The sequence below is a fragment of the Pseudomonas palleroniana genome, from assembly GCF_003031675.1.
In the GTDB taxonomy this organism is placed as follows: domain Bacteria; phylum Pseudomonadota; class Gammaproteobacteria; order Pseudomonadales; family Pseudomonadaceae; genus Aquipseudomonas; species Aquipseudomonas palleroniana.
Window position 1 is genome coordinate 96,490 of sequence record NZ_PYWX01000071.1, and the last position, 20,345, is coordinate 116,834.

The window sequence follows — 20,345 nt, forward strand, 5'->3', positions numbered from 1 at the left end:
CATGTCCAAATCTTTACTGGTGATCAGCCGCCAGGCACCGTGGTCCGGGCCGAGCGCGCGTGAAGCGCTGGATATCGTGCTGGCCGGCGGCGCGTTCGATCTGCCCATCGGTTTATTGTTCATGGATGACGGCGTGTTCCAGTTGGCGCCGCATCAGGACGCCATGGCCGTGCAACAAAAAGACCTGAGCGCCAACCTGCAGGCGCTGGGGCTGTTCGGCATCGATGAGGTCTTCGCCTGCCAACACAGCCTCGCCGAACGTGGGCTCACGGTGCCAACCAATGCCGAAGCGCTGGGCAATGCACAAATCTCCCAGTTGATTGACCGTTACGACCAGGTGATCACCCTCTGATGTCGACTCTCCATGTGGTATCTCACTCCCCCTTCACCGACAGCCGGCTCGCCAGTTGCCTGCGCATCTGCGCTGCCGATGACGCGATCCTGCTCTGCGGCGACGGCGCGTATGCGCTGCATAATACAGCCCTGCAAACCAGAGGGCTGAAGGTCTGGGTGCTGGCCGAAGACCTGCAGGCGCGTAACCTGCCCCTGCCGGACTGGGCCGACAGCGTCGACTATCCAGGCTTCGTACAACTGTCGATCGACTACGACAAGGTCAACACCTGGTTATGAACACGCTGACCGTGGGTTCGCACACCCTCGAACTGGACAAGGACGGTTACCTGGTCGACCTGAACGCATGGTCCGCCGAGGTCGCCAACGCCCTGGCCGCCGCCGAAGCGTTGGCGCTGACGGCGGAGCACTGGGAAATCCTCGAACTGCTGCGCGGCTTCTACGCCGAGTTCCAGCTGTCCCCCGCCACGCGTCCGCTGATCAAGTACACCGCCTTGAAGCTGGGCCCGGAAAAGGGCAACAGCCTGTACCTCAACAAACTGTTCAACGGCACTCCCGCCAAACTCGCCGCCAAGCTGGCGGGCCTGCCCAGACCGACGAATTGCCTATGACCGACTTTGCCCCGCTGACCCTCGAAACGCCTGCCGAGCACCCGTTTGCACAGTTCGTACGCATCCTGGGCAAAGGCAAGCGCGGCGCGCGCAACCTCACCCGCGAAGAGGCCCGCGAGGCCATGGGCATGCTGCTCGACGAACAAGTCGAAGACACCCAGCTCGGTGCGTTCCTGATGCTGCTGCGCCACAAGGAAGAAAGCCCGCAAGAGCTCGCCGGCTTCACCGAGGCCGTCCGCGAGCGTCTGCAGGCTCCGGCGCTGAACGTGGATATCGATTGGCCGTCCTATGCCGGCAAGAAACGCCACCTGCCCTGGTTCCTGCTGGCGGCCAAATGCCTGGCACAAAACGGTGTGCGCATCCTCATGCACGGGGGTGGCGCCCACACGGCAGGCCGGCTGTACACCGAGCAATTGCTGGAAGGCTTGCAGATTCCGCTGTGCCGCAACTGGCACCAGGTGGAAGCGGCCTATGCCCACGGCAACCTGGTGTTTATCCCACTGGGTGACTGGGCACCGCAACTGCAACGCATGATCGACCTGCGCAACACCCTGGGCCTGCGCTCGCCGATCCACTCCCTGGCGCGCCTGCTCAACCCGCTGAATGCACGCCTTGGCCTGCAAAGCATTTTCCATCCCGGTTACCAGGGTGTGCACCGTGATGCCAGCGGCCTACTGGGCGACAATGTGATCGTGGTGAAGGGTGACGGCGGCGAAATCGAGATCAACCCCGACGCTGCGAGCCACCTCTATGGCACCACTGGCGGCGAGAGCTGGGATGAAGAGTGGCCCGCCCTCTCCACCCAGCGCCACGTCAAACCGGCCACACTCGAACCTGAACACCTGAAGGCGCTGTGGCGCGGCGACGTCGAGGACAGTTATCCGCAACTGGCGTTGATCGCTACCATGGCTCTGGCCTTGCGTGGCCTGGGGCATCCCCGCGAGCAGGCATTCGCGTTGGCCCAGCAATACTGGGATGCTCGGGATAAATCGATTTAGTCGATCATTAACGCCCGGTCTTTGCGCTTTTAAATCGAACTCAGCCCTTTAAACTGGCCTCCAACGCTTACTTATTAGTCGAGGAGCCAGTCATGGGCTTGCTGATCAAAGGACATTGGAAAGACCAGTGGTACGAAAGTAGCGCGGACGGTGCGTTCCAACGGGAACAGGCGCAACGCCGCAACTGGGTCACCACCGACGGCAGGCCTGGCCCCAGTGGTGAAGGTGGCTTCAAGGCCGAGGCCGGACGCTACCATCTGTATGTGTCGCTCGCCTGCCCCTGGGCTCACCGCACCTTGATCCTGCGCAAGCTCAAGGGTTTGGAAAGCCTGATCGACGTGTCGGTGGTCAGCTGGTTGATGCTGGAAAACGGCTGGACCTTCGACAAGGCCCACGGTTCTACCGGCGACAAGCTGGAGGGTTTCGAATTCATGCACCAACGCTATACCGCCGACACCGCCGACTACACCGGCCGCGTCACGGTGCCGGTGCTGTGGGACAAGCAGCTCAAGCGCATTGTCAGCAATGAATCGGCGGAGATCATCCGCATGTTCAACAGTGCGTTCAACGAACTGACCGGCAACACGCTGGATTTTTACCCCGAGGCCCTGCGCCCCACTATCGATGCGCTGAACGAACGCATCTACCCCGCCGTGAACAACGGCGTATACCGCGCCGGTTTCGCCACCTCGCAGCAGGCGTACGAAAGTGCATTTGATGATGTGTTTGCCGAACTCAGCCACCTGGAACAGCACTTGGGCGACCATCGCTACCTGGCCGGCGAATACCTGACCGAGGCCGACGTGCGGCTGTTCACCACGCTGATTCGCTTTGACGCGGTGTATTACAGCCATTTCAAATGCAACCTGCGCCGGATAGCGGATTATCCGAACCTGTCAAACTGGCTAAGGGAAATGTATCAGTGGCCGGGCGTGGCCGAGACAGTGGATTTCGAGCATATCAAGGGACATTACTATGCCAGTCACCGTACGATCAATCCGACGGGGATTGTGCCCAAAGGCCCATTGCAAGCGTTTGATGCCGAACATGATCGCGAGCGATTAGCCGGTCAAGGTGTTTGGAGCTGATCCGGATAATGGGCTGCGCTTGAGGGCCTCATCGGGAGCAAGCCCCCTCCCACACTCTGGAATGCATTCCAATGTGGGAGGGGGCTTGCTCTCGATGCTCTTGAGGCTTAAAGCTGTTCCTGAGCGCCCTCGAACCACTTGAGTTTTTCGCGCAACACGACCACTTCACCGACGATGACCAACGTCGGCGCATGCACTTCATGCTCCGCCACCATGCGTGGTAAATCGGCCAGGGTGCCGGTAAACACGCGCTGGTTGGACGTGGTGCCCTGCTGGATCAGCGCCGCCGGGGTGTCGGCCGAGCGCCCGTGCTTGATCAACTGCTCGCAGATGATCGGCAAGCCAATCAACCCCATGTAGAACACCAGGGTCTGCGACGGCCCTACCAGGTCCAGCCAAGGCAGGTCCGAAGTCCCGTCTTTGAGGTGCCCGGTGATAAAACGCACCGATTGCGCATAATCACGGTGCGTCAGGGGAATCCCGGCATACGCCGCGCAACCACTGGCGGCCGTGATCCCCGGCACCACCTGGAATGGAATGCCATGGGCTGCCAATTCCTCGATCTCTTCGCCGCCACGGCCAAAGATGAACGGGTCGCCCCCTTTGAGACGCAGCACGCGCTTGCCTTGCTTGGCCAGGTCCACCAGTTGCTGGTTGATCTGGTCCTGCGGCACGGCATGCTCGGCGCGACGCTTGCCGACATACACGCGCTCGGCATCGCGACGGCACAGTTCGAGAATCGCCGGTGCCACCAAGCGGTCATACAGCACCACATCGGCTTGCTGCATCAAGCGCAGGGCGCGGAAGGTCAGCAGGTCGGGATCACCTGGGCCTGCGCCCACCAAATACACCTCGCCCGGTGCATCGGGCGGTGCACCGTTGACCTTCTCGATCAGCAGGCGCTCGGCTTCAGCGCCCTGCCCGGCCAGCTGGCGGTCGGCAATCGGGCCTTGGAAAACCTCTTCCCAGAACGCCCGGCGTTGCTGCACATCCGGGTACAAACCTTTGACCTGCGCACGAAAACGCGCCGCCAACCCGGCCAACTGGCCGTAGGTGGACGGAATCCAGGTCTCCAGCTTGGCCCGGATCAACCGCGCCAGCACCGGCGCATCGCCACCGCTGGAGACGGCAATCACCAGCGGCGAGCGGTCGACAATCGCCGGGAAGATCACGCTGCACAAGGCCGGCGCGTCCACCACATTGACCGGCACGCAACGGCGCTTGGCATCGCTGGACACTTGCGCGTTCAGGGGCTCGTCGTCAGTTGCCGCGATGATCAGGGTGCAACCGTCGAGGTCGACCTCCTGATAACCGCGCAAAATCAGTTCCCCGCCAATGCCCAGCACCAGTTCACGCAACTGGTCTTCGATCTGGGGAGCAACCACCCGCAGCAACGCACCGGCGTCGGCCAGCAGCCGGGATTTGCGCAAGGCAATCTCCCCGCCACCGACGACCAACACTCGACTGCCGCGCAGGTTATGAAACAGCGGCAGAAATTCCATTTAGGCGATGACCTCAACGCCCGCCATGTACGGCTTGAGCACCTCAGGCACGCGGATCGAACCGTCAGCCTGCTGGTAGTTTTCCAGCACGGCCACCAGGGTACGGCCTACCGCCAGCCCCGAACCGTTGAGTGTGTGTACCAACTCCGGCTTGCCGGTTTCCGGGTTACGGAAACGCGCCTGCATACGACGGGCCTGGAAGTCGCCACAGTTGGAGCACGACGAAATCTCGCGATATTTGCCCTGGCTTGGCACCCACACTTCGAGGTCGTAGGTCTTCACTGCACTGAAGCCCATGTCGCCGGTGCACAGCGCCAGTACGCGGTACGGCAGTTCGAGCAGTTGCAGGACGCGTTCGGCGTTGGCGGTCAGGCCTTCCAGGGCGTCCATCGAGGTCGACGGCTCGACGATCTGCACCATCTCGACCTTGTCGAACTGGTGCTGGCGGATCATGCCGCGGGTGTCGCGGCCCGATGCACCGGCTTCGCTACGGAAGCATGGGCTGTGAGCCACGAACTTCAACGGCAGTTGCTTGGCGTCGAGGATCTCGCCGGAGACGATGTTGGTCAGCGACACTTCGGCGGTCGGGATCAGGTACAGGTCGGCCTCGCCTTCGCGGCTGATCTTGAACAGGTCCTCTTCGAACTTCGGCAACTGGCTGGTACCCATCAACGCCGGAGCCTGCACCAGGTAAGGCGTGTAGGCTTCCTCGTAACCGTGCTCGGCGGTGTGCAGGTTGATCATGAACTGCGCCAGGGCGCGATGCAGGCGGGCCACCGGGCCACGCAGCAAGGAGAAACGCGCGCCGGACATCTTGGCGGCGGTTTCGAAATTCAGGCCGCCGGTCAGTTCGCCCAGGGCAACGTGGTCCTTGATCTCGAAATCAAAGGCTTTTGGCGTGCCCCAACGGCGCACTTCGACGTTGCCGTCTTCGTCTTCACCGACCGGCACCGACTCGTGCGGGATGTTAGGGATGCCCAGCAGGATCGAATCCAGCTCGGACTGGATCTTGTCCAGCTCGACCTTGCCTTCGGACAGCTCAGTGCCCATCCGCTCGACGTCCGCCATCAACGGCGCGATGTCTTCGCCGCGCTGCTTGGCCTGACCGATGGATTTGGAACGCGCATTTCGCTCAGCCTGCAGTGCTTCGGTGCGGGTCTGGACGGTCTTGCGCTGTTCTTCCAGCGCTTCGATGCGCGCAACATCCAAGGCAAAGCCACGGGATGCCAGGCGGTCCGCTACGTCCTGAAGGTTGCTACGTAACAGTTTGGAATCGAGCATGTCGGTCTCTCGTTTATCAAAGTTTGGTCAAGGACAGGCCGGCCCAGGTGGCGAGCAGCCCGCCGAACACGCTGATGCCCAGGTAACCGAAGGCTACCAGGGCCTGCCCGCTTTCCAGCAGGCGCACCGTATCCAGTGAAAAGGATGAAAAGGTCGTCAGACCGCCTACAAAGCCGACAATCAAGCCGGCGCGAATTTCAATCGGCACTTCCGGGCGCAACAGGAACCAGCCGTACAACAGCCCGATGATCAGGCAACCGACCAGGTTGACCGCCAGCGTCGCCATGTAAAAATGCTTCGGCCAATTGGCGCTGACCCAGGTACCCGTGGCGAAACGCAATAATGTACCAGCGATGCCGGCAACGGACACGGCAAGAATCGTCTTGAGCACTACTTTCTCCGCTGCCTGGGGCTGAGTCGATCGAGTTGAGCGAGGTGATTGAGCTTTTCACCGATCTTCAGCTCCAGGCCCCGGGGCACCGGCTGGTAGAACGGCTGCGGGTCCAGCGCGTCGGGGAAGTAGTCTTCACCGGCGGCATAGGCATCGGGTTCGTCGTGGGCGTAGCGGTATTCGTCGCCGTAACCCAGCTGCTTCATCAGCTTGGTCGGCGCATTGCGCAGGTGCAGCGGCACTTCGAGCGAGCCATGTTCGGCGGCGGCGCGCAAGGCCGACTTGAACCCCATGTACACCGCGTTGCTTTTCGGGGCGCACGCCAGGTAAGTAATGGCCTGGGCCACGGCCAGTTCGCCTTCCGGGCTGCCGAGGCGTTCCTGCACTTCCCATGCAGCGAGGCACAGGCTCAAGGCACGCGGGTCGGCGTTGCCGATGTCCTCACTGGCCATGCGCACCACGCGCCGCGCCAGGTAGAGCGGGTCACAACCACCGTCGATCATGCGTGCAAACCAATACAACGCGCCATCGGGGTTGGAGCCACGCACCGACTTGTGCAGCGCGGAGATCTGGTCGTAGAACGCCTCGCCGCCCTTGTCGAAACGACGGCGGGTGTCACCTAGCAGGCTTTGCAGCAGCTCGACGCCGATTTCGTGGCCGTCCTCGGCCAGGTCGGAGGCGTTTTCCAGCAGGTTGAGAAAGCGTCGGCCATCACCGTCGGCGGCGGTCAGCAAAATCTTGAAGGCTTCGTCGCCAACCGTCAGTTGACGCTTGCCCAGGCCCTTGTCTTCGCTCAAGGCTCGGTGCAGCAGCTTTTGCATCGCCGCTTCATCCAGGCTCTTGAGCACGTAGACCCGCGCCCTCGAGAGCAACGCATTGTTGAGTTCAAACGATGGGTTTTCAGTGGTAGCGCCGATAAAGATCAGCGTGCCGTCTTCGACATACGGCAGAAACGCATCCTGCTGCGACTTGTTGAAGCGATGGACTTCGTCAACGAACAGGATGGTGCGCTTGCCGTACTGCCCGGCCTGCTGCTTGGCGACTTCCACCGCCTGGCGGATCTCCTTGACCCCGGCGAGTACCGCCGAGACCGTTTCGAAGTGAGCATCCGAGACTTTTGCCAGAAGCCGCGCCAGGGTGGTCTTGCCCACCCCCGGCGGCCCCCAGAAAATCATCGAATGCAGCGCACCCTGCTCCAGGGCTTCACGCAATGGCTTGCCGCGAGCGAGCAGGTGTTCCTGCCCGACGTACTCGTCCAGGTTGGTCGAGCGCAAGCGCGCGGCCAGGGGCTGAGCAATCGGGTCACTTCGAAACAGATCCATGGGCAGCGTTTGAAACCTCTGGGAGATTTATTCCTGGATCACGTCGGCACCCTTGGGGATGTCGAACTTGAACTTGGAAGCAGGGACAGGCTGGTTGGCCTTGACGCCGGAGAACAGGATATCGGTGCGCTGGCCAACACTGTCGACCAGGCGCATGTTGTTGATCACGCCATTGCCGAATGACAACGACAGCGTATCAAACAGCGTGTCCTTGGATTTGGGCTTGAGGGTGAACTCGATCACGTTGCTGGTTTGCTTGGACGTGATATCGAAGCTGTCGTTGATTTTCGATACGTCGCCCGACAGCAGTAGCGCCGGCGTCTGGTTCAGGCGCGGGTCGAGCTTCTTGATGGTCGCCTGCTCCAGGTCCGGGTCCCACAGGGTGACCTTCTGGCCGTCGGAGACGATGGTCTGCTCAGACTTGCCTTCCGTATGCCAGTAGAACAGGCCAGGACGCTGCACGGCCATTTCGCCTGCGGTTTCCTGCAACTGGGTACCACCGGCATCCAGGGTCAACTGGGAGAAGCGCGCGGTCAGGGTCTGGGATTTGTCCAACAGGTTCTTCAGGCTGGCGACGGAGGCCGGGTCAGCGTGAGCCGAAACAGCGGTCAGGGCCAGTGCCGGCAACAACAGCATGCGGATAAGACGCATGGGAGTCCTCATTGAGTGTCAGGGCGCGCCGTGTGTGGCCACACGGCGCGGGATCAGTCGCGCATCTGCCCGGGGGCGATGACTTCACGCGAGCCGTTGGTATTCATTGCGGTCACGACACCGGCCATTTCCATGGCTTCGATCATGCGGGCGGCGCGGTTGTAGCCGATTTTCAGTTTGCGCTGCACGGCAGAAATCGAGGCGCGGCGGCTTTCCAGTACGAACGCCACGGCTTCGTCGTAGAGGGCGTCGGTTTCAGCATCGTCGTCTCCCCCGCCGCCGCCGTTCTCAAAGCCGCTGCCGGCTTCTTCGACGCCGTTGAGGATGTCGTCGTTGTACTCGGGAGCGCCACGCAGTTTCCAGGCCTCCACCACGCGGTGCACTTCATCGTCGGAGACGAACGCACCGTGAACCCGGATCGGCAGGCTGGTACCCGGTGGCATGTAGAGCATGTCACCGTGACCCAGCAGTTGCTCGGCGCCGCCCTGGTCGATGATGGTACGCGAGTCGATCTTGCTCGAGACCTGGAACGCCATGCGTGTCGGGATGTTGGCCTTGATCAGACCGGTGATCACATCCACCGAGGGACGCTGGGTCGCCAGGATCAAGTGAATACCGGCCGCACGAGCCTTCTGGGCGATACGGGCGATCAGCTCTTCGACCTTCTTGCCGACGATCATCATCATGTCGGCGAATTCGTCGACCACCACTACGATGGTCGGCAGCTTGGTCAGTTTCGGCGCTTCGTCGTGAATGCTTTCACGCTTGTAGAGCGGGTCATCAATGGTCTCGCCGCGCTCCTGGGCTTCCTTGATCTTGGCATTGAAGCCCGACAGGTTACGCACGCCCATCTTCGCCATGAGCTTATAGCGGCGCTCCATCTCGGCGACGCTCCAGCGCAGGGCGTTGGCGGCGTCCTTCATGTCGGTGACCACCGGGCACAGCAGATGCGGGATGCCTTCGTAGATCGACAGTTCCAACATCTTCGGGTCGATCATGATCAGCTTGGCGTCGTCCGGGCCGGACTTGAACAGGATCGACAGGATCATCGCGTTCACACCCACCGACTTACCGGAACCGGTGGTACCGGCCACCAGCAGGTGCGGCATCTTCGCAAGGTCAGTGATCACCGGCTTGCCGCCGATGTCATGGCCGAGGGCCAGGGTGACCGGCGACTTGAAGTTGTCGTATTCCGGCGTCGACAGCACCTCGGAAAAGCGCACGATCTGACGGTCTTCGTTAGGAATCTCGATACCCACGGTCGTCTTGCCCGGGATCACTTCCACCACACGCACACTGGTCACGGCCAGGGAGCGGGCAAGGTCCTTGGCCAGGTTGGCGATGCGGCTGACCTTCACGCCGGCGGCCGGCTGGATTTCGTAGCGGGTAATCACAGGGCCTGGGTGGATGGAGTCCACCGCCACTTCCACGCCGAACTCCTTGAGCTTGATTTCCAGCAGGTGGCCGACGGCCGCCAGGGATTCGGGCGAATAGTTGAGTTGTTTCTTTTCGGCCGGATCGAGAATCGAGATCGGCGGCAAGGTGCCTTCGATCGCGCTGTCGATAAACAACGGTGCCTGTTTCTCTTTTTGCACACGATGGCTGGGCTCGGGCGCCTTGACGGGCGCAGGAGCGATCACCGGCGGCACCTGTTTCTCGCGGTCCGACATGTGCTTGCTCAGCGCCTGTTCGCGTTCGATCAGGCGCTCCTTGACCTTGGCCTGCTCGCGGCGGTCCGGCGTGCTCGGGGCCACGACTTCGTTGACGCGGGTATCGACCTCGCGCAATTGCGCAACCATGCGCTTGCGCTCGACCCGAGCCGCCCACCAGCGGTTGGCGGCGCCCTGGAACAGTTCGAACAGGTCCAAGGTGATCTTTCCGGTCACGTCCATCACCTTGAACCATGAAAGGTCGGTGAACACGGTGAGGCCAAACAGGAACAAGGCGATGAACATCAGGGTGCTGCCCTGGATGTTCAAGGTCCTGCGCGCCAGGTCGCCCAGGCTCTCACCCAGCGCCCCGCCCGCGCCGGCCGGCAGGCCGGTGGGTGCATGAAAATGGATATGGGCCAGCGCCGCGCCGGACAGCACCAGGAAAACCAGGCCGATCAGGCGCCAGGAGAACAGCCAGCCGCTCCACTGCCAAGGTTCATGGCGTTGACGGAAGATCTGCCAGGTCTTGATCGCCAGCAGCAACGGGAAGATGTAAGCGAAGTAACCCAGCACCATGAACAGGATATCGGCGCTGTAGGAACCGGCCGGGCCGCCGAAGTTCTGCACGTCTTCGATCTTGCTGTTGTGACTCCAGCCCGGATCGTCCTTGCCGTACGTGAGCAAGGCCATCATCAGGAACAGGCAGAGCGCGCCGATGGCGATCAGCGCACCTTCCTTGAGTCGATAATGCAGGTGCTGGCGCCAGGCCGGCACGACTGCTGCTTTAGGTGTTGCGGCGGATTTCTTCAAAACGGGTCTATTCCTGCGCTTAAGCGCGTCCATCTGTTGAATAACTGTAAATACTGCCCAATCCGAGCAGCTGAAAAATGAACGAACGTCGTTGAATCTACTTTTAACACCGAGCGGTGGCTGGATGAAACGGCGATAACGCCACAATGCCCGCATTGTACGGGTTTGTGTGCTTGATGCCACGCCCTTGCCCGTCGCCGAGCGGCACCGCCAATCCAAGTGTCACGGCATGTTCAATTTGAGCACGCATTGTCTTTGCTGACAAAGGCTTATGAGGTGTTTTTATTAATCCAGGCAAGCTTGGCAATTGGCCTGCAGGGCTCAGACCCGATTACGACCACACCTCACGCACAGAGTTGCAGAAACACCCGCTTACGCCAAACCACGCCAACGCCCGATTCGGGCTGGCCCCGCAGCGCTGCGTCGATAATAATCCCCCCTTGCGCGGCAGGCGCACGGCCTGCCACTCCCCTCCCCTACCGTAAGCCTGGATGCCATGCTGACCTGGTTGCAACGCGACTCCCTCACATTTCCGCCGCTGGCCAAGGCCATGCGCGAACCCAATGGCCTACTGGCCGCCGGTGGCGACCTGTCGGCCGAACGGCTGATCCAGGCTTATCGCCACGGGTGCTTCCCCTGGTTCTCGGAAGGCCAGCCGATTCTCTGGTGGTCGCCGGATCCGCGCACGGTCATATTCCCTGACGAGCTGCATGTTTCTCGCAGCCTCGAAAAGCTGCTGCGCCAACAGCGCTACAGCGTGACCTTCGACCAGGACTTCGCAGCCGTCATCCGGGCCTGCGCGGCGCCTAGAGCCTACGCCGACGGCACCTGGATCACCGAGGGCATACAAAGCGCCTACCTGGCGCTGCATCAGCGCGGGATCGCGCATTCGGTAGAGGTATGGGACGACGGCACACTGGTCGGCGGCCTGTACGGCCTGGCCATGGGCCAACTGTTCTTCGGCGAATCCATGTTCAGCCGCGCCGATAACGCTTCGAAAGTCGGCTTTGCAACACTCACCCGGCAATTGCAGGCCTGGGGTTTTGTACTGATCGACTGCCAGATGCCCAACAACCACCTGCACAGCCTGGGCGCCCGTGCCATACCGCGCAGCGAATTTGCAGCCTTCCTGCGCAACCATCTGGATCAACCCAGCACTGGCCCGTGGGTTTCCTAGGCGACTTCCTCGCACCTGGCTTACACTTATTTCAAAGCTTATCCCGAGGGTTGATCATGACCGAGCTGGCGCGCTTGAAGTTTTATGCCACTCAAGCTCACTCTTGCAGCTATCTGCCCGATGAGCAGGCCACCACGCTGTTCCTCGACCCCAGCCAGCCCATGGATGTGCATGTGTACGCCGATTTATCGGAAATGGGCTTTCGACGCAGCGGCGACCACCTGTACCGACCTCATTGCCAGAACTGCAATGCTTGCGTACCGGCGCGCATCCCGGTTGCGCAGTTTTTACCCGACCGCAATCAGAAGCGCATCCTCAAGCGCAATGCCGACCTGTCGGTAAAGGCCACCACGCCACGCTATACCGAAGAATATTTCGACCTTTACCAGCGCTACATCGAGCAACGCCACGCCGATGGCGATATGTTTCCGCCCAGCCGCGATCAATTTTCCACGTTCCTGGTGCGTGACCTGCCCTTCTCGCGTTTCTATGAATTCCGCCTGGATGGCCGCCTGCTGGCCGTGGCCGTAACCGATCTGCTGCCCAACGGCCTGTCGGCGGTCTACACCTTCTATGAGCCAGGCGAAGATCGCCGCAGCCTGGGGCGCTTCGCGATCCTGTGGCAAATCGGCGAAGCCTTGCGCCTGGAACTGGAGGCGTTGTACCTCGGGTACTGGATAAAAAACTGCAAAAAGATGAATTATAAGACCCAATATCGGCCGATTGAGCTGCTGATTAATCAAAGATGGGTCACGCTTAACTAGAACCCCTTGGCGGGAACACCCTTTTTCGGGCACAATGCACGCCGCTTTTGCCTGGCGCAGTTGCACCGGGCCATTCACTGGACACCGAGGGCTTTACTGCATGTCGAAAGAAGACAGCTTCGAAATGGAAGGCACTGTCGTCGACACCCTGCCCAACACCATGTTTCGCGTGGAGTTGGAAAATGGGCACGTCGTAACCGCGCATATCTCCGGCAAGATGCGCAAGAACTACATTCGTATTCTTACCGGTGACAAAGTGCGCGTCGAGCTGACGCCCTATGACTTGAGCAAAGGGCGCATCACTTACCGCGCTCGCTAAGCTAGTCAATACAAAACGCCCGGTTATGCCGGGCGTTTTTGTTTGCATAGAGTTTTGCCGAGATCACAAAACCCATGTGGGAGGGGGCTTGCTCCCGATAACAATGGACCAGGCAACCAATCTGTTGCTGAACCACCGCTATCGGGAGCAAGCCCCCTCCCACAAGGTGCTTTTGCGCTGCTGCAGTAAACTGTCAGGCCATTTCAGCCGTGGTTTCGAACTCGAAGGTCAATTCGCCGTCCTTCAGATCGATATGCACCACGCCACCATGGTCGGACAATTCGCCGAACAGGATTTCTTCAGCCAACGGCCGCTTGATCTTGTCCTGGATCAGACGAGCCATTGGGCGAGCGCCCATTGCCGCGTCGTAGCCACCTTCGGCCAGCCAATTGCGCGCCGCGTCCGTGACATCCAGCTGCACGCGCTTGTCTTCCAGCTGCGCCTGAAGCTCGGTGAGGAACTTGTCCACCACACTCTTGATGACCTCATGGCTGAGGCGACCAAACTGGATAATGGTGTCCAGGCGGTTGCGGAACTCCGGTGTAAAGCTCTTCTTGATCACTTCCATGGCATCGGAAGAATGATCCTGATGGCTGAAACCGATCGAAGCCCGCGCAGCCGTTTCGGCACCGGCGTTGGTGGTCATGATCACAATCACATTGCGGAAGTCCGCCTTGCGCCCATTGTTGTCGGTCAGGGTCCCGTGATCCATGACCTGCAACAGCAGGTTGAAGACTTCCGGGTGGGCCTTCTCGATTTCGTCGAGCAGCAATACGCAATGCGGCTGCTTGGTGATCGCCTCAGTCAACAGGCCGCCCTGGTCGAAACCGACATAGCCCGGAGGCGCACCGATCAGGCGCGACACAGTGTGACGCTCCATGTATTCGGACATGTCGAAACGCACCAGCTCAATGCCCATGGCCTTGGCCAACTGCCGCGCCGCTTCGGTCTTGCCGACGCCGGTAGGGCCGGCGAACAGGAACGAACCTACCGGCTTGTCCGGTGACTTGAGCCCCGCACGGGACAGCTTGATCGCCGTGGACAACGAGTCGATGGCCGCATCCTGACCGAACACCGTCAGCTTGAGGTCGCGCTCCAGGTTACGCAGCAGCTCTTTATCGGAGCTGGTGACGTGTTTTGGCGGAATCCGTGCGATTTTCGCCACGATATCCTCAACCTGAGGCACGTCGATGCGTTTCACACGTTTCTCGACCGGCTGCAGGCGCTGAAAGGCACCCGCCTCGTCGATCACATCGATAGCCTTGTCGGGCATGTGCCGGTCGTTGATATAACGCGACGCCAGCTCAGCCGCCGAACGCAGCGCCTCATCGGTATACTCGATGCCGTGGTGCGCCTCGAAACGCCCCTTGAGGCCGCGCAGAATGCCGATGGTGTCTTCAACCGACGGCTCGGACACGTCAACTTTCTGGAAGCGGCGTGCGAGCGCGCGGTCTTTTTCGAAGATGCCGCGAAATTCCTGGAACGTCGTCGAGCCGATGCAACGGATATCACCCGACGAAAGCAACGGCTTGAGCAGGTTGGACGCATCCATCACGCCACCGGATGCCGCACCAGCACCAATGATGGTGTGGATTTCATCAATGAACAGGATTGCCTGCGGGCGTTTTTTCAGTTCGCCGAGCAGCGCCTTGAAACGCTTCTCGAAGTCGCCACGGTATTTGGTCCCGGCGAGCAATGCCCCCAGGTCCAGGGAGTAGACGACGCTGTTGGCCAGCAGGTCAGGCACCTGGTTATCGACGATGCGCTTGGCCAGGCCTTCGGCAATCGCGGTTTTACCCACGCCGGCCTCGCCGACCAGCAACGGATTGTTCTTGCGACGACGCGCAAGGATCTGCGCTACACGCTCAACCTCCAGCTCACGCCCCACCAGCGGATCGATCCGCCCCTGGCGCGCCAGCTCATTGAGGTTGCTGGCATAGGCATCCAGCGGGTTGCTTGAAGAAGAAGACTCACCGCCCTCGTCGTCCTGCATATCCTGCTCACCTTCGGAATGATCGCCGTGCCCAGGCACTTTGGAGATACCGTGGGCGATGTAGTTGACGACATCAATACGGGCAACGCTCTGCTGCTTGAGCAGGAACACTGCCTGGCTTTCCTGCTCGCTGAAAATCGCCACAAGCACATTGGCGCCTGTGACTTCACGCTTACCGGAGCTCTGTACGTGGAAAACAGCACGCTGCAATACCCGCTGAAAGCCCAGGGTCGGCTGGGTTTCACGGTCCTCGTCATGCACGGGGATCAGTGGCGTGGTGGAGTCGATAAACTCCTGCAGGTCATGCTTGAGTTTGTCGAGGTTGGCGCCGCACGCACGCAGAACGGTGGCGGCAGCTTCATTATCCAAAAGTGCCAGCAGCAGGTGCTCGACGGTCATGAACTCATGACGTTTCGAGCGAGCCTCCTTGAAGGCAAGATTGAGGGTGACTTCGAGCTCGCGGTTTAACATAGCTTCACCTCATACCCAAGTGGTCGGCGTTAACCGTCCTTCTCGATTTCACAGAGTAGCGGATGCTGGCTTTCCCTGGCGTACTGGTTGACCTGCATGGCCTTTGTCTCGGCGATGTCGCGGGTAAACACTCCACATACTGCCCGTCCTTCTGTGTGAACGGCCAGCATTACCTTGGTCGCCAACTCGCGGTTCAGGTTAAAAAACACCTCGAGCACTTCGACGACGAAATCCATCGGTGTGTAGTCATCATTAAACAAAACCACCTTGTACATGGGCGGCGCCTGTAGAGCAGGCTTGGCCTCCTGAACAGCAATGCCTGCAGAGCCGTCCTCGTCATGTTCCTGATCCGGGCGATCCTGATTGAATGTTAGTCGAATCTGGCTATTTGCATGCATGGAAAGAAAGGTTCGTCAGTGGTTCAAATACAGTGGTGGGGGCGCCCTGCCAGAATTTCAACTCTGACCGATTGGTCGCCTTGACTATCGGAAAATCGGTGATACAACCAATAGAACCCACATTGGGTAAAAAAGGTCCGCGCAGTCAACCTTATTTATTCGGGTTAGGACGGATAAACTGGATGATACTCCAGTGATGGAGTCTGGTGCAGAGGGATATGGGCATGACTAGCGGTAAGGTCAAGTGGTTCAACAATGCCAAGGGTTTCGGCTTCATCATTGAAGACGACAAGGACGAAGACCTTTTTGCGCATTACTCGGCAATTAAAATGGATGGTTATAAAACACTGAAAGCGGGCCAAGCGGTGAGCTTTGAGATCATTCAGGGACCGAAAGGGCTGCACGCCGTGAACATCTGTGCAGTTGCGGCTGACGCCAGCACAAAAACCGCCACCCCCACCGCTCAAAAAGAAAAGAAATTAACGGTCTGAACGACCACGAGCGTGTGAGCAGCGATAAAAAACGGCCATCCCAATCAATTTGGAGTGGCCGTTTTTTTACCTCTTCTTACATATGCGAAATCAGCGCCTCACCAAAACCCGATGACGATACGAGTTTTGCGCCGCCCATCAGCCGCTCGAAGTCGTAGGTCACGGTCTTCGCCGAAATGGCGCCGTTGGTGCCCTTGATGATCAGGTCAGCCGCTTCGGTCCAGCCCATGTGGCGCAGCATCATCTCTGCCGAGAGGATCAGCGAGCCCGGGTTGACCTGGTCCTTGCCCGCATACTTGGGCGCCGTACCGTGGGTCGCCTCGAACATCGCCACGGTGTCGGACAGGTTGGCCCCCGGGGCAATGCCGATACCACCCACTTCGGCCGCCAATGCGTCGGAGAGGTAGTCGCCGTTCAGGTTGAGCGTGGCGATCACGTCATATTCAGCCGGGCGCAACAGGATCTGCTGGAGCATGGCGTCGGCAATGGCATCCTTGACCACTACATTCTTGCCGGTCTTGGGGTTCTTGAACTGCATCCAGGGACCACCATCCAGCAAGGTTGCGCCGAATTCTTCAGCCGCCACTTCGTAGGCCCACTCCTTGAAGGCCCCCTCAGTGAATTTCATGATGTTGCCTTTGTGCACGATGGTCAGCGAATCGCGGTCGTTATCCACCACATATTGCAGGGCCTTGCGCGCCAGGCGCCGGGTGCCTTCCCTGGAGACCGGCTTGACGCCAATCCCACAATCCTGATCGAAACGAATCTTGGTGACGCCCATTTCTTCCTTCAGGAACTTGATCACCTTGATCGCTTCCGGGGAACCGGCTTTCCACTCGATCCCCGCGTAAATGTCTTCGGAGTTTTCGCGGAAGATGGTCATGTCCACATCTCCCGGCTTCTTGACCGGGCTCGGTACACCCTCAAACCAGCGCACCGGACGCAGGCATACATAGAGGTCAAGTTGCTGACGCAGGGCCACGTTCAACGAACGGATGCCGCCACCGACCGGCGTGGTGAGCGGGCCTTTGATGGACACCACGTAATCCTTGACTGCATCCAGGGTTTCCTGGGGCAGCCAGGTGTCCTGGTCGTAGACTTGAGTTGCTTTTTCGCCGGCATAAACCTCCATCCAGGAGATTTTGCGCTTGCCGCCGTACGCCTTTTGAACAGCTGCATCGACAACCTTGATCATCACCGGGCTGATATCGACACCAATGCCGTCGCCTTCGATGTAGGGGATGATCGGGTTATCAGGAACATTGAGAGAATGGTCTGCATTGACGGTGATTTTGTCGCCGGCTGCCGGAACCTGAATCTTCTTGTATCCCATGCTGAACTCCATCTTTGGATTGAACATCTGGCTGCGTTCGAGCCTACTCCAGATAAATGACGACTGAAACCTCACGCCACGCTCATTTGCATCGAAAACAGCATATTTAGTCGCCTACAAGCTTGAAACAAAAGGCAAAATCGCCAATCTTGAGCACATCATGCGACTTAGGTCGCAACGCGGTACCTGCGACCTTTAGACCAATGGACGACACACCTTTTGTATGAAGGCTCGGCGTAAGCATAGCGACCTATGTATAATGCCGCCGCTGACCCAAGAGTCACGACAGCCGACCGCTCTGGAACAGGTGCCCTCGGCTCGCAAAGCAGGACTATTACAATAGTCCACCCGCTTGACGCTCGACTGATGCAACCCAACATCACCGCGAAGAAACCTCGACATTTCGCTCATGGATGGCTTTGAACGAACGCGCTCCACCCGGCGCATCTCGAGTTTCTGCGCACGCTTTCAGCAAAGAAGAGAGTTAATCCGAATATGCCCACCCGCTCGAAGATCATCTACACCTTCACCGACGAAGCCCCTGCCCTCGCCACCTATTCACTGCTGCCTATCGTAGAGGCCTTCACCGCTTCCGCTGATATTGCCGTGGAAACCCGCGACATCTCCCTGGCCGCGCGCATCCTGGCAAGCTTCCCCGAGCAACTGGGCACCAAGGCCGTCCCGGACCACCTCGCCGAACTGGGCGCCCTGGCCGTTACGCCTGAAGCCAACATCATCAAGCTGCCTAACATCAGCGCCTCGACCCCGCAGCTGCAAGCCGCGATCAAGGAACTGCAGGCCCAGGGCTATGCCTTGCCGGACTACCCGGAAACCGTAACCACCGACGCGGAAAAAGAAACCCGCGCACGTTACGACAAGGTCAAGGGCAGCGCCGTGAACCCGGTCCTGCGCGAAGGCAACTCCGATCGCCGCGCACCCCTGTCGGTCAAGAACTACGCACGCAAGCACCCGCACAAAATGGGCGCCTGGGCTGCCGACTCCAAGTCCCACGTTGCGCACATGAGCAACGGCGACTTCTACGGCAGCGAAAAAGCCGTACAGATCGAGGCCGCTGACGCCGTCAAAATCGCGCTGGTTGCTCAAGACGGCACCACCACCGTCCTGAAAGAAAAGACCAATGTGCAAGCCGGCGAGATCATCGACACCGCCGTGATGAGCAAAAGCGCCCTGCGCTCGTTCATCGCCGCCGAAATCGAAGACGCCAAGAAACAAGGCGTGCTGCTGTCGGTTCACCTCAAAGCCACCATGATGAAGGTCTCCGACCCGATCATGTTCGGCCAGATCGTTGCCGAGTTCTATAAAGACGCCCTGGCCAAGCACGCCACCGTGCTCGAGCAGATCGGCTTCAACCTGAACAACGGCATCGGCGACCTGTACGCCCGCATCAAGACCCTGCCGGCCGACCAGCAAGCCCAGATCGAAGCGGACATTCAGGCGGTCTACGCCGCTCGCCCTTCCCTGGCGATGGTCAACTCCGACAAAGGCATCACCAACCTGCACGTACCAAGCGACGTGATCGTCGACGCCTCGATGCCGGCCATGATCCGCGACTCCGGCAAGATGTGGGGCACCGACGGTCAACTGCACGACACCAAGGCAGTGATCCCGGATCGCTGCTACGCCACCATCTACCAGGCCGTCATCGAAGACTGCAAGGCCAATGGCGCCTTCGACCCGACCACCATGGGCAGCGTGCCGAACGTTGGCCTGATGGCGAATAAAGCCGAAGAGTACGGCTCCCACGACAAGACCTTCCAGATCAAGGCTGACGGCGTGGTTCGCGTCACCGACAGCAAGGGCAACCTGCTGATGGAACAGAAAGTCGAGGCCGGCGATATCTTCCGCATGTGCCAGACCAAAGACGCGCCGATCCAGGATTGGGTCAAGCTCGCCGTCAACCGCGCCCGTGCCAGCAATACCCCGGCAATCTTCTGGCTGGACCCCAAGCGTGCACACGACGGCGTCGTGGTCGAGAAAGTTCAGGCTTACCTGAAAGACCACAACACCGAAGGCCTGGACATCCGCATCATGTCGCCGGTCGACGCGATGAAGTTCACCCTGGAGCGTACCCGCAAGGGCCTGGACACCATCTCGGTGACCGGCAACGTACTGCGCGACTACCTGACCGACCTGTTCCCGATCATGGAACTGGGCACCAGCGCCAAGATGCTGTCGATCGTGCCGCTGATGAATGGCGGCGGCCTGTTCGAAACCGGCGCCGGCGGCTCGGCACCAAAACACGTGCAGCAACTGCTGGAAGAAAACTTCCTGCGCTGGGACTCCCTGGGCGAATTCCTGGCCCTGGCCGCCTCGCTTGAGCATTTGGGTGTGACATACAACAACCCGAAAGCCCTGGTATTGTCCAAGACCCTGGACCAGGCCACCGGCCAGTTCCTCGACAACAACAAGTCGCCATCACGCAAAGTCGGCAACATCGACAACCGTGGCAGCCACTTCTACCTGGCGCTGTACTGGGCACAAGCCCTGGCCGCCCAGACCGAAGACGCTGCACTGCAAGCGCAGTTTGGCGAACTGGCAAAAACCCTGGCCGAGAACGAAGCAACCATCGTTGCCGAGCTCAACGCAGTACAGGGCAAGCCAGTGGATATCGGCGGCTACTACGCGCCGAACCCAGAACTGACCAGCAAAGCCATGCGCCCAAGCAACACCCTCAACGCGGCGATTGCCAAGTTGAAGTAAGGTTGTAAGGATGCAAAGAAG

Annotated in this window: 19 protein-coding genes; 10 read left to right on the forward strand and 9 right to left on the reverse strand. The window is 59.9% G+C overall.

Translation table 11 applies throughout. The features are described from left to right. Position 1: 1 nt before the first annotated feature. The 5 genes from tusC (at position 2) to C9383_RS24915 (ending at position 3,048) form a co-directional block, all read left to right on the forward strand. Positions 2–352, forward strand: a complete 351-nt coding sequence (gene tusC, locus C9383_RS24895) for a sulfurtransferase complex subunit TusC (protein WP_090370278.1) — start codon at positions 2–4, stop codon at positions 350–352. Next, complete coding sequence (tusB, locus tag C9383_RS24900) at positions 352–630, forward strand: sulfurtransferase complex subunit TusB (protein ID WP_060755643.1); 279 nt, start codon at positions 352–354, stop codon at positions 628–630. Before tusC ends, tusB begins: the two co-directional genes overlap by 1 nt. Continuing rightward, on the forward strand, positions 627–962 hold the full coding sequence (locus C9383_RS24905) for a TusE/DsrC/DsvC family sulfur relay protein (protein WP_060755644.1): 336 nt from the start codon (positions 627–629) through the stop codon (positions 960–962). Before tusB ends, C9383_RS24905 begins: the two co-directional genes overlap by 4 nt. Next, positions 959–1,960: a glycosyl transferase family protein gene (locus C9383_RS24910; RefSeq protein ID WP_090370276.1), complete on the forward strand. Its 1,002-nt coding sequence runs from the start codon at positions 959–961 to the stop codon at positions 1,958–1,960. Before C9383_RS24905 ends, C9383_RS24910 begins: the two co-directional genes overlap by 4 nt. Positions 1,961–2,052: 92 nt before the next feature. Continuing rightward, positions 2,053–3,048, forward strand: coding sequence for a glutathione S-transferase family protein (locus C9383_RS24915; RefSeq protein WP_060755646.1), 996 nt, complete (start codon positions 2,053–2,055; stop codon positions 3,046–3,048). A gap of 107 nt (positions 3,049–3,155) precedes the next feature. Here the strand turns inward: C9383_RS24915 and cysG are convergent, their stop codons facing one another. From cysG to C9383_RS24945, 6 genes are read right to left on the reverse strand one after another with little or no spacing between them, the layout of a single operon-like run. Beyond that, positions 3,156–4,550 carry a siroheme synthase CysG gene (gene cysG, locus C9383_RS24920; RefSeq protein ID WP_090370274.1) on the reverse strand — a complete coding sequence of 465 codons (1,395 nt, stop codon included), beginning with the start codon at positions 4,548–4,550 and terminating at the stop codon, positions 3,156–3,158. Beyond that, positions 4,551–5,831 (reverse strand): serine--tRNA ligase, encoded by a 1,281-nt coding sequence (gene serS / locus C9383_RS24925; RefSeq protein ID WP_060755648.1) that lies wholly within the window; start codon positions 5,829–5,831, stop codon positions 4,551–4,553. A gap of 16 nt (positions 5,832–5,847) precedes the next feature. Beyond that, complete coding sequence (gene crcB / locus C9383_RS24930) at positions 5,848–6,222, reverse strand: fluoride efflux transporter CrcB (RefSeq protein WP_060755649.1); 375 nt, start codon at positions 6,220–6,222, stop codon at positions 5,848–5,850. Then, positions 6,222–7,544 carry a replication-associated recombination protein A gene (locus C9383_RS24935; RefSeq protein ID WP_060755650.1) on the reverse strand — a complete coding sequence of 441 codons (1,323 nt, stop codon included), beginning with the start codon at positions 7,542–7,544 and terminating at the stop codon, positions 6,222–6,224. Before C9383_RS24935 ends, crcB begins: the two co-directional genes overlap by 1 nt. Before the next feature lie 27 nt (positions 7,545–7,571). Beyond that, a complete protein-coding gene (gene lolA / locus C9383_RS24940; protein WP_060755651.1) occupies positions 7,572–8,195 on the reverse strand; it encodes an outer membrane lipoprotein periplasmic chaperone LolA in 624 nt (207 codons plus the stop codon). Between the two features lie 53 nt (positions 8,196–8,248). Continuing rightward, entirely contained in the window at positions 8,249–10,657 is a 2,409-nt protein-coding gene (locus C9383_RS24945; protein WP_060755652.1) for a DNA translocase FtsK, read from the reverse strand. A gap of 496 nt (positions 10,658–11,153) precedes the next feature. On the opposite strand from C9383_RS24945, the gene aat reads away from it, so the two are divergent. The 3 genes from aat to infA all read left to right on the forward strand — a co-directional run bounded on the left by aat (position 11,154) and on the right by infA (position 12,917). Continuing rightward, positions 11,154–11,834 (forward strand): leucyl/phenylalanyl-tRNA--protein transferase, encoded by a 681-nt coding sequence (gene aat / locus C9383_RS24950; RefSeq protein ID WP_090370272.1) that lies wholly within the window; start codon positions 11,154–11,156, stop codon positions 11,832–11,834. Positions 11,835–11,890: 56 nt separating this feature from the next. After that, positions 11,891–12,598 (forward strand): arginyltransferase, encoded by a 708-nt coding sequence (locus C9383_RS24955; protein ID WP_090370270.1) that lies wholly within the window; start codon positions 11,891–11,893, stop codon positions 12,596–12,598. A gap of 100 nt (positions 12,599–12,698) precedes the next feature. Next, on the forward strand, positions 12,699–12,917 hold the full coding sequence (gene infA / locus C9383_RS24960; RefSeq protein WP_002553999.1) for a translation initiation factor IF-1: 219 nt from the start codon (positions 12,699–12,701) through the stop codon (positions 12,915–12,917). 193 nt (positions 12,918–13,110) lie between these two features. Here infA and clpA read toward each other — a convergent pair whose 3' ends face one another. Further along, a complete protein-coding gene (clpA, locus tag C9383_RS24965; RefSeq protein ID WP_060755655.1) occupies positions 13,111–15,381 on the reverse strand; it encodes an ATP-dependent Clp protease ATP-binding subunit ClpA in 2,271 nt (756 codons plus the stop codon). A 29-nt stretch (positions 15,382–15,410) separates the two neighbouring features. Then, positions 15,411–15,779, reverse strand: coding sequence for an ATP-dependent Clp protease adapter ClpS (gene clpS / locus C9383_RS24970; protein WP_060755656.1), 369 nt, complete (start codon positions 15,777–15,779; stop codon positions 15,411–15,413). A gap of 224 nt (positions 15,780–16,003) precedes the next feature. Between clpS and cspD the strand changes: the two genes are divergently transcribed. Beyond that, complete coding sequence (gene cspD, locus C9383_RS24975; RefSeq protein ID WP_162843526.1) at positions 16,004–16,270, forward strand: cold shock domain-containing protein CspD; 267 nt, start codon at positions 16,004–16,006, stop codon at positions 16,268–16,270. Positions 16,271–16,346: 76 nt separating this feature from the next. On the opposite strand, the gene icd is transcribed toward cspD, so the two are convergent. Continuing rightward, on the reverse strand, positions 16,347–17,603 hold the full coding sequence (icd, locus tag C9383_RS24980; protein WP_090372371.1) for an NADP-dependent isocitrate dehydrogenase: 1,257 nt from the start codon (positions 17,601–17,603) through the stop codon (positions 16,347–16,349). 495 nt (positions 17,604–18,098) lie between these two features. Between icd and C9383_RS24985 the strand changes: the two genes are divergently transcribed. After that, on the forward strand, positions 18,099–20,324 hold the full coding sequence (locus C9383_RS24985; RefSeq protein ID WP_060755658.1) for an NADP-dependent isocitrate dehydrogenase: 2,226 nt from the start codon (positions 18,099–18,101) through the stop codon (positions 20,322–20,324). The last annotated feature ends 21 nt before the right edge of the window (positions 20,325–20,345 follow it).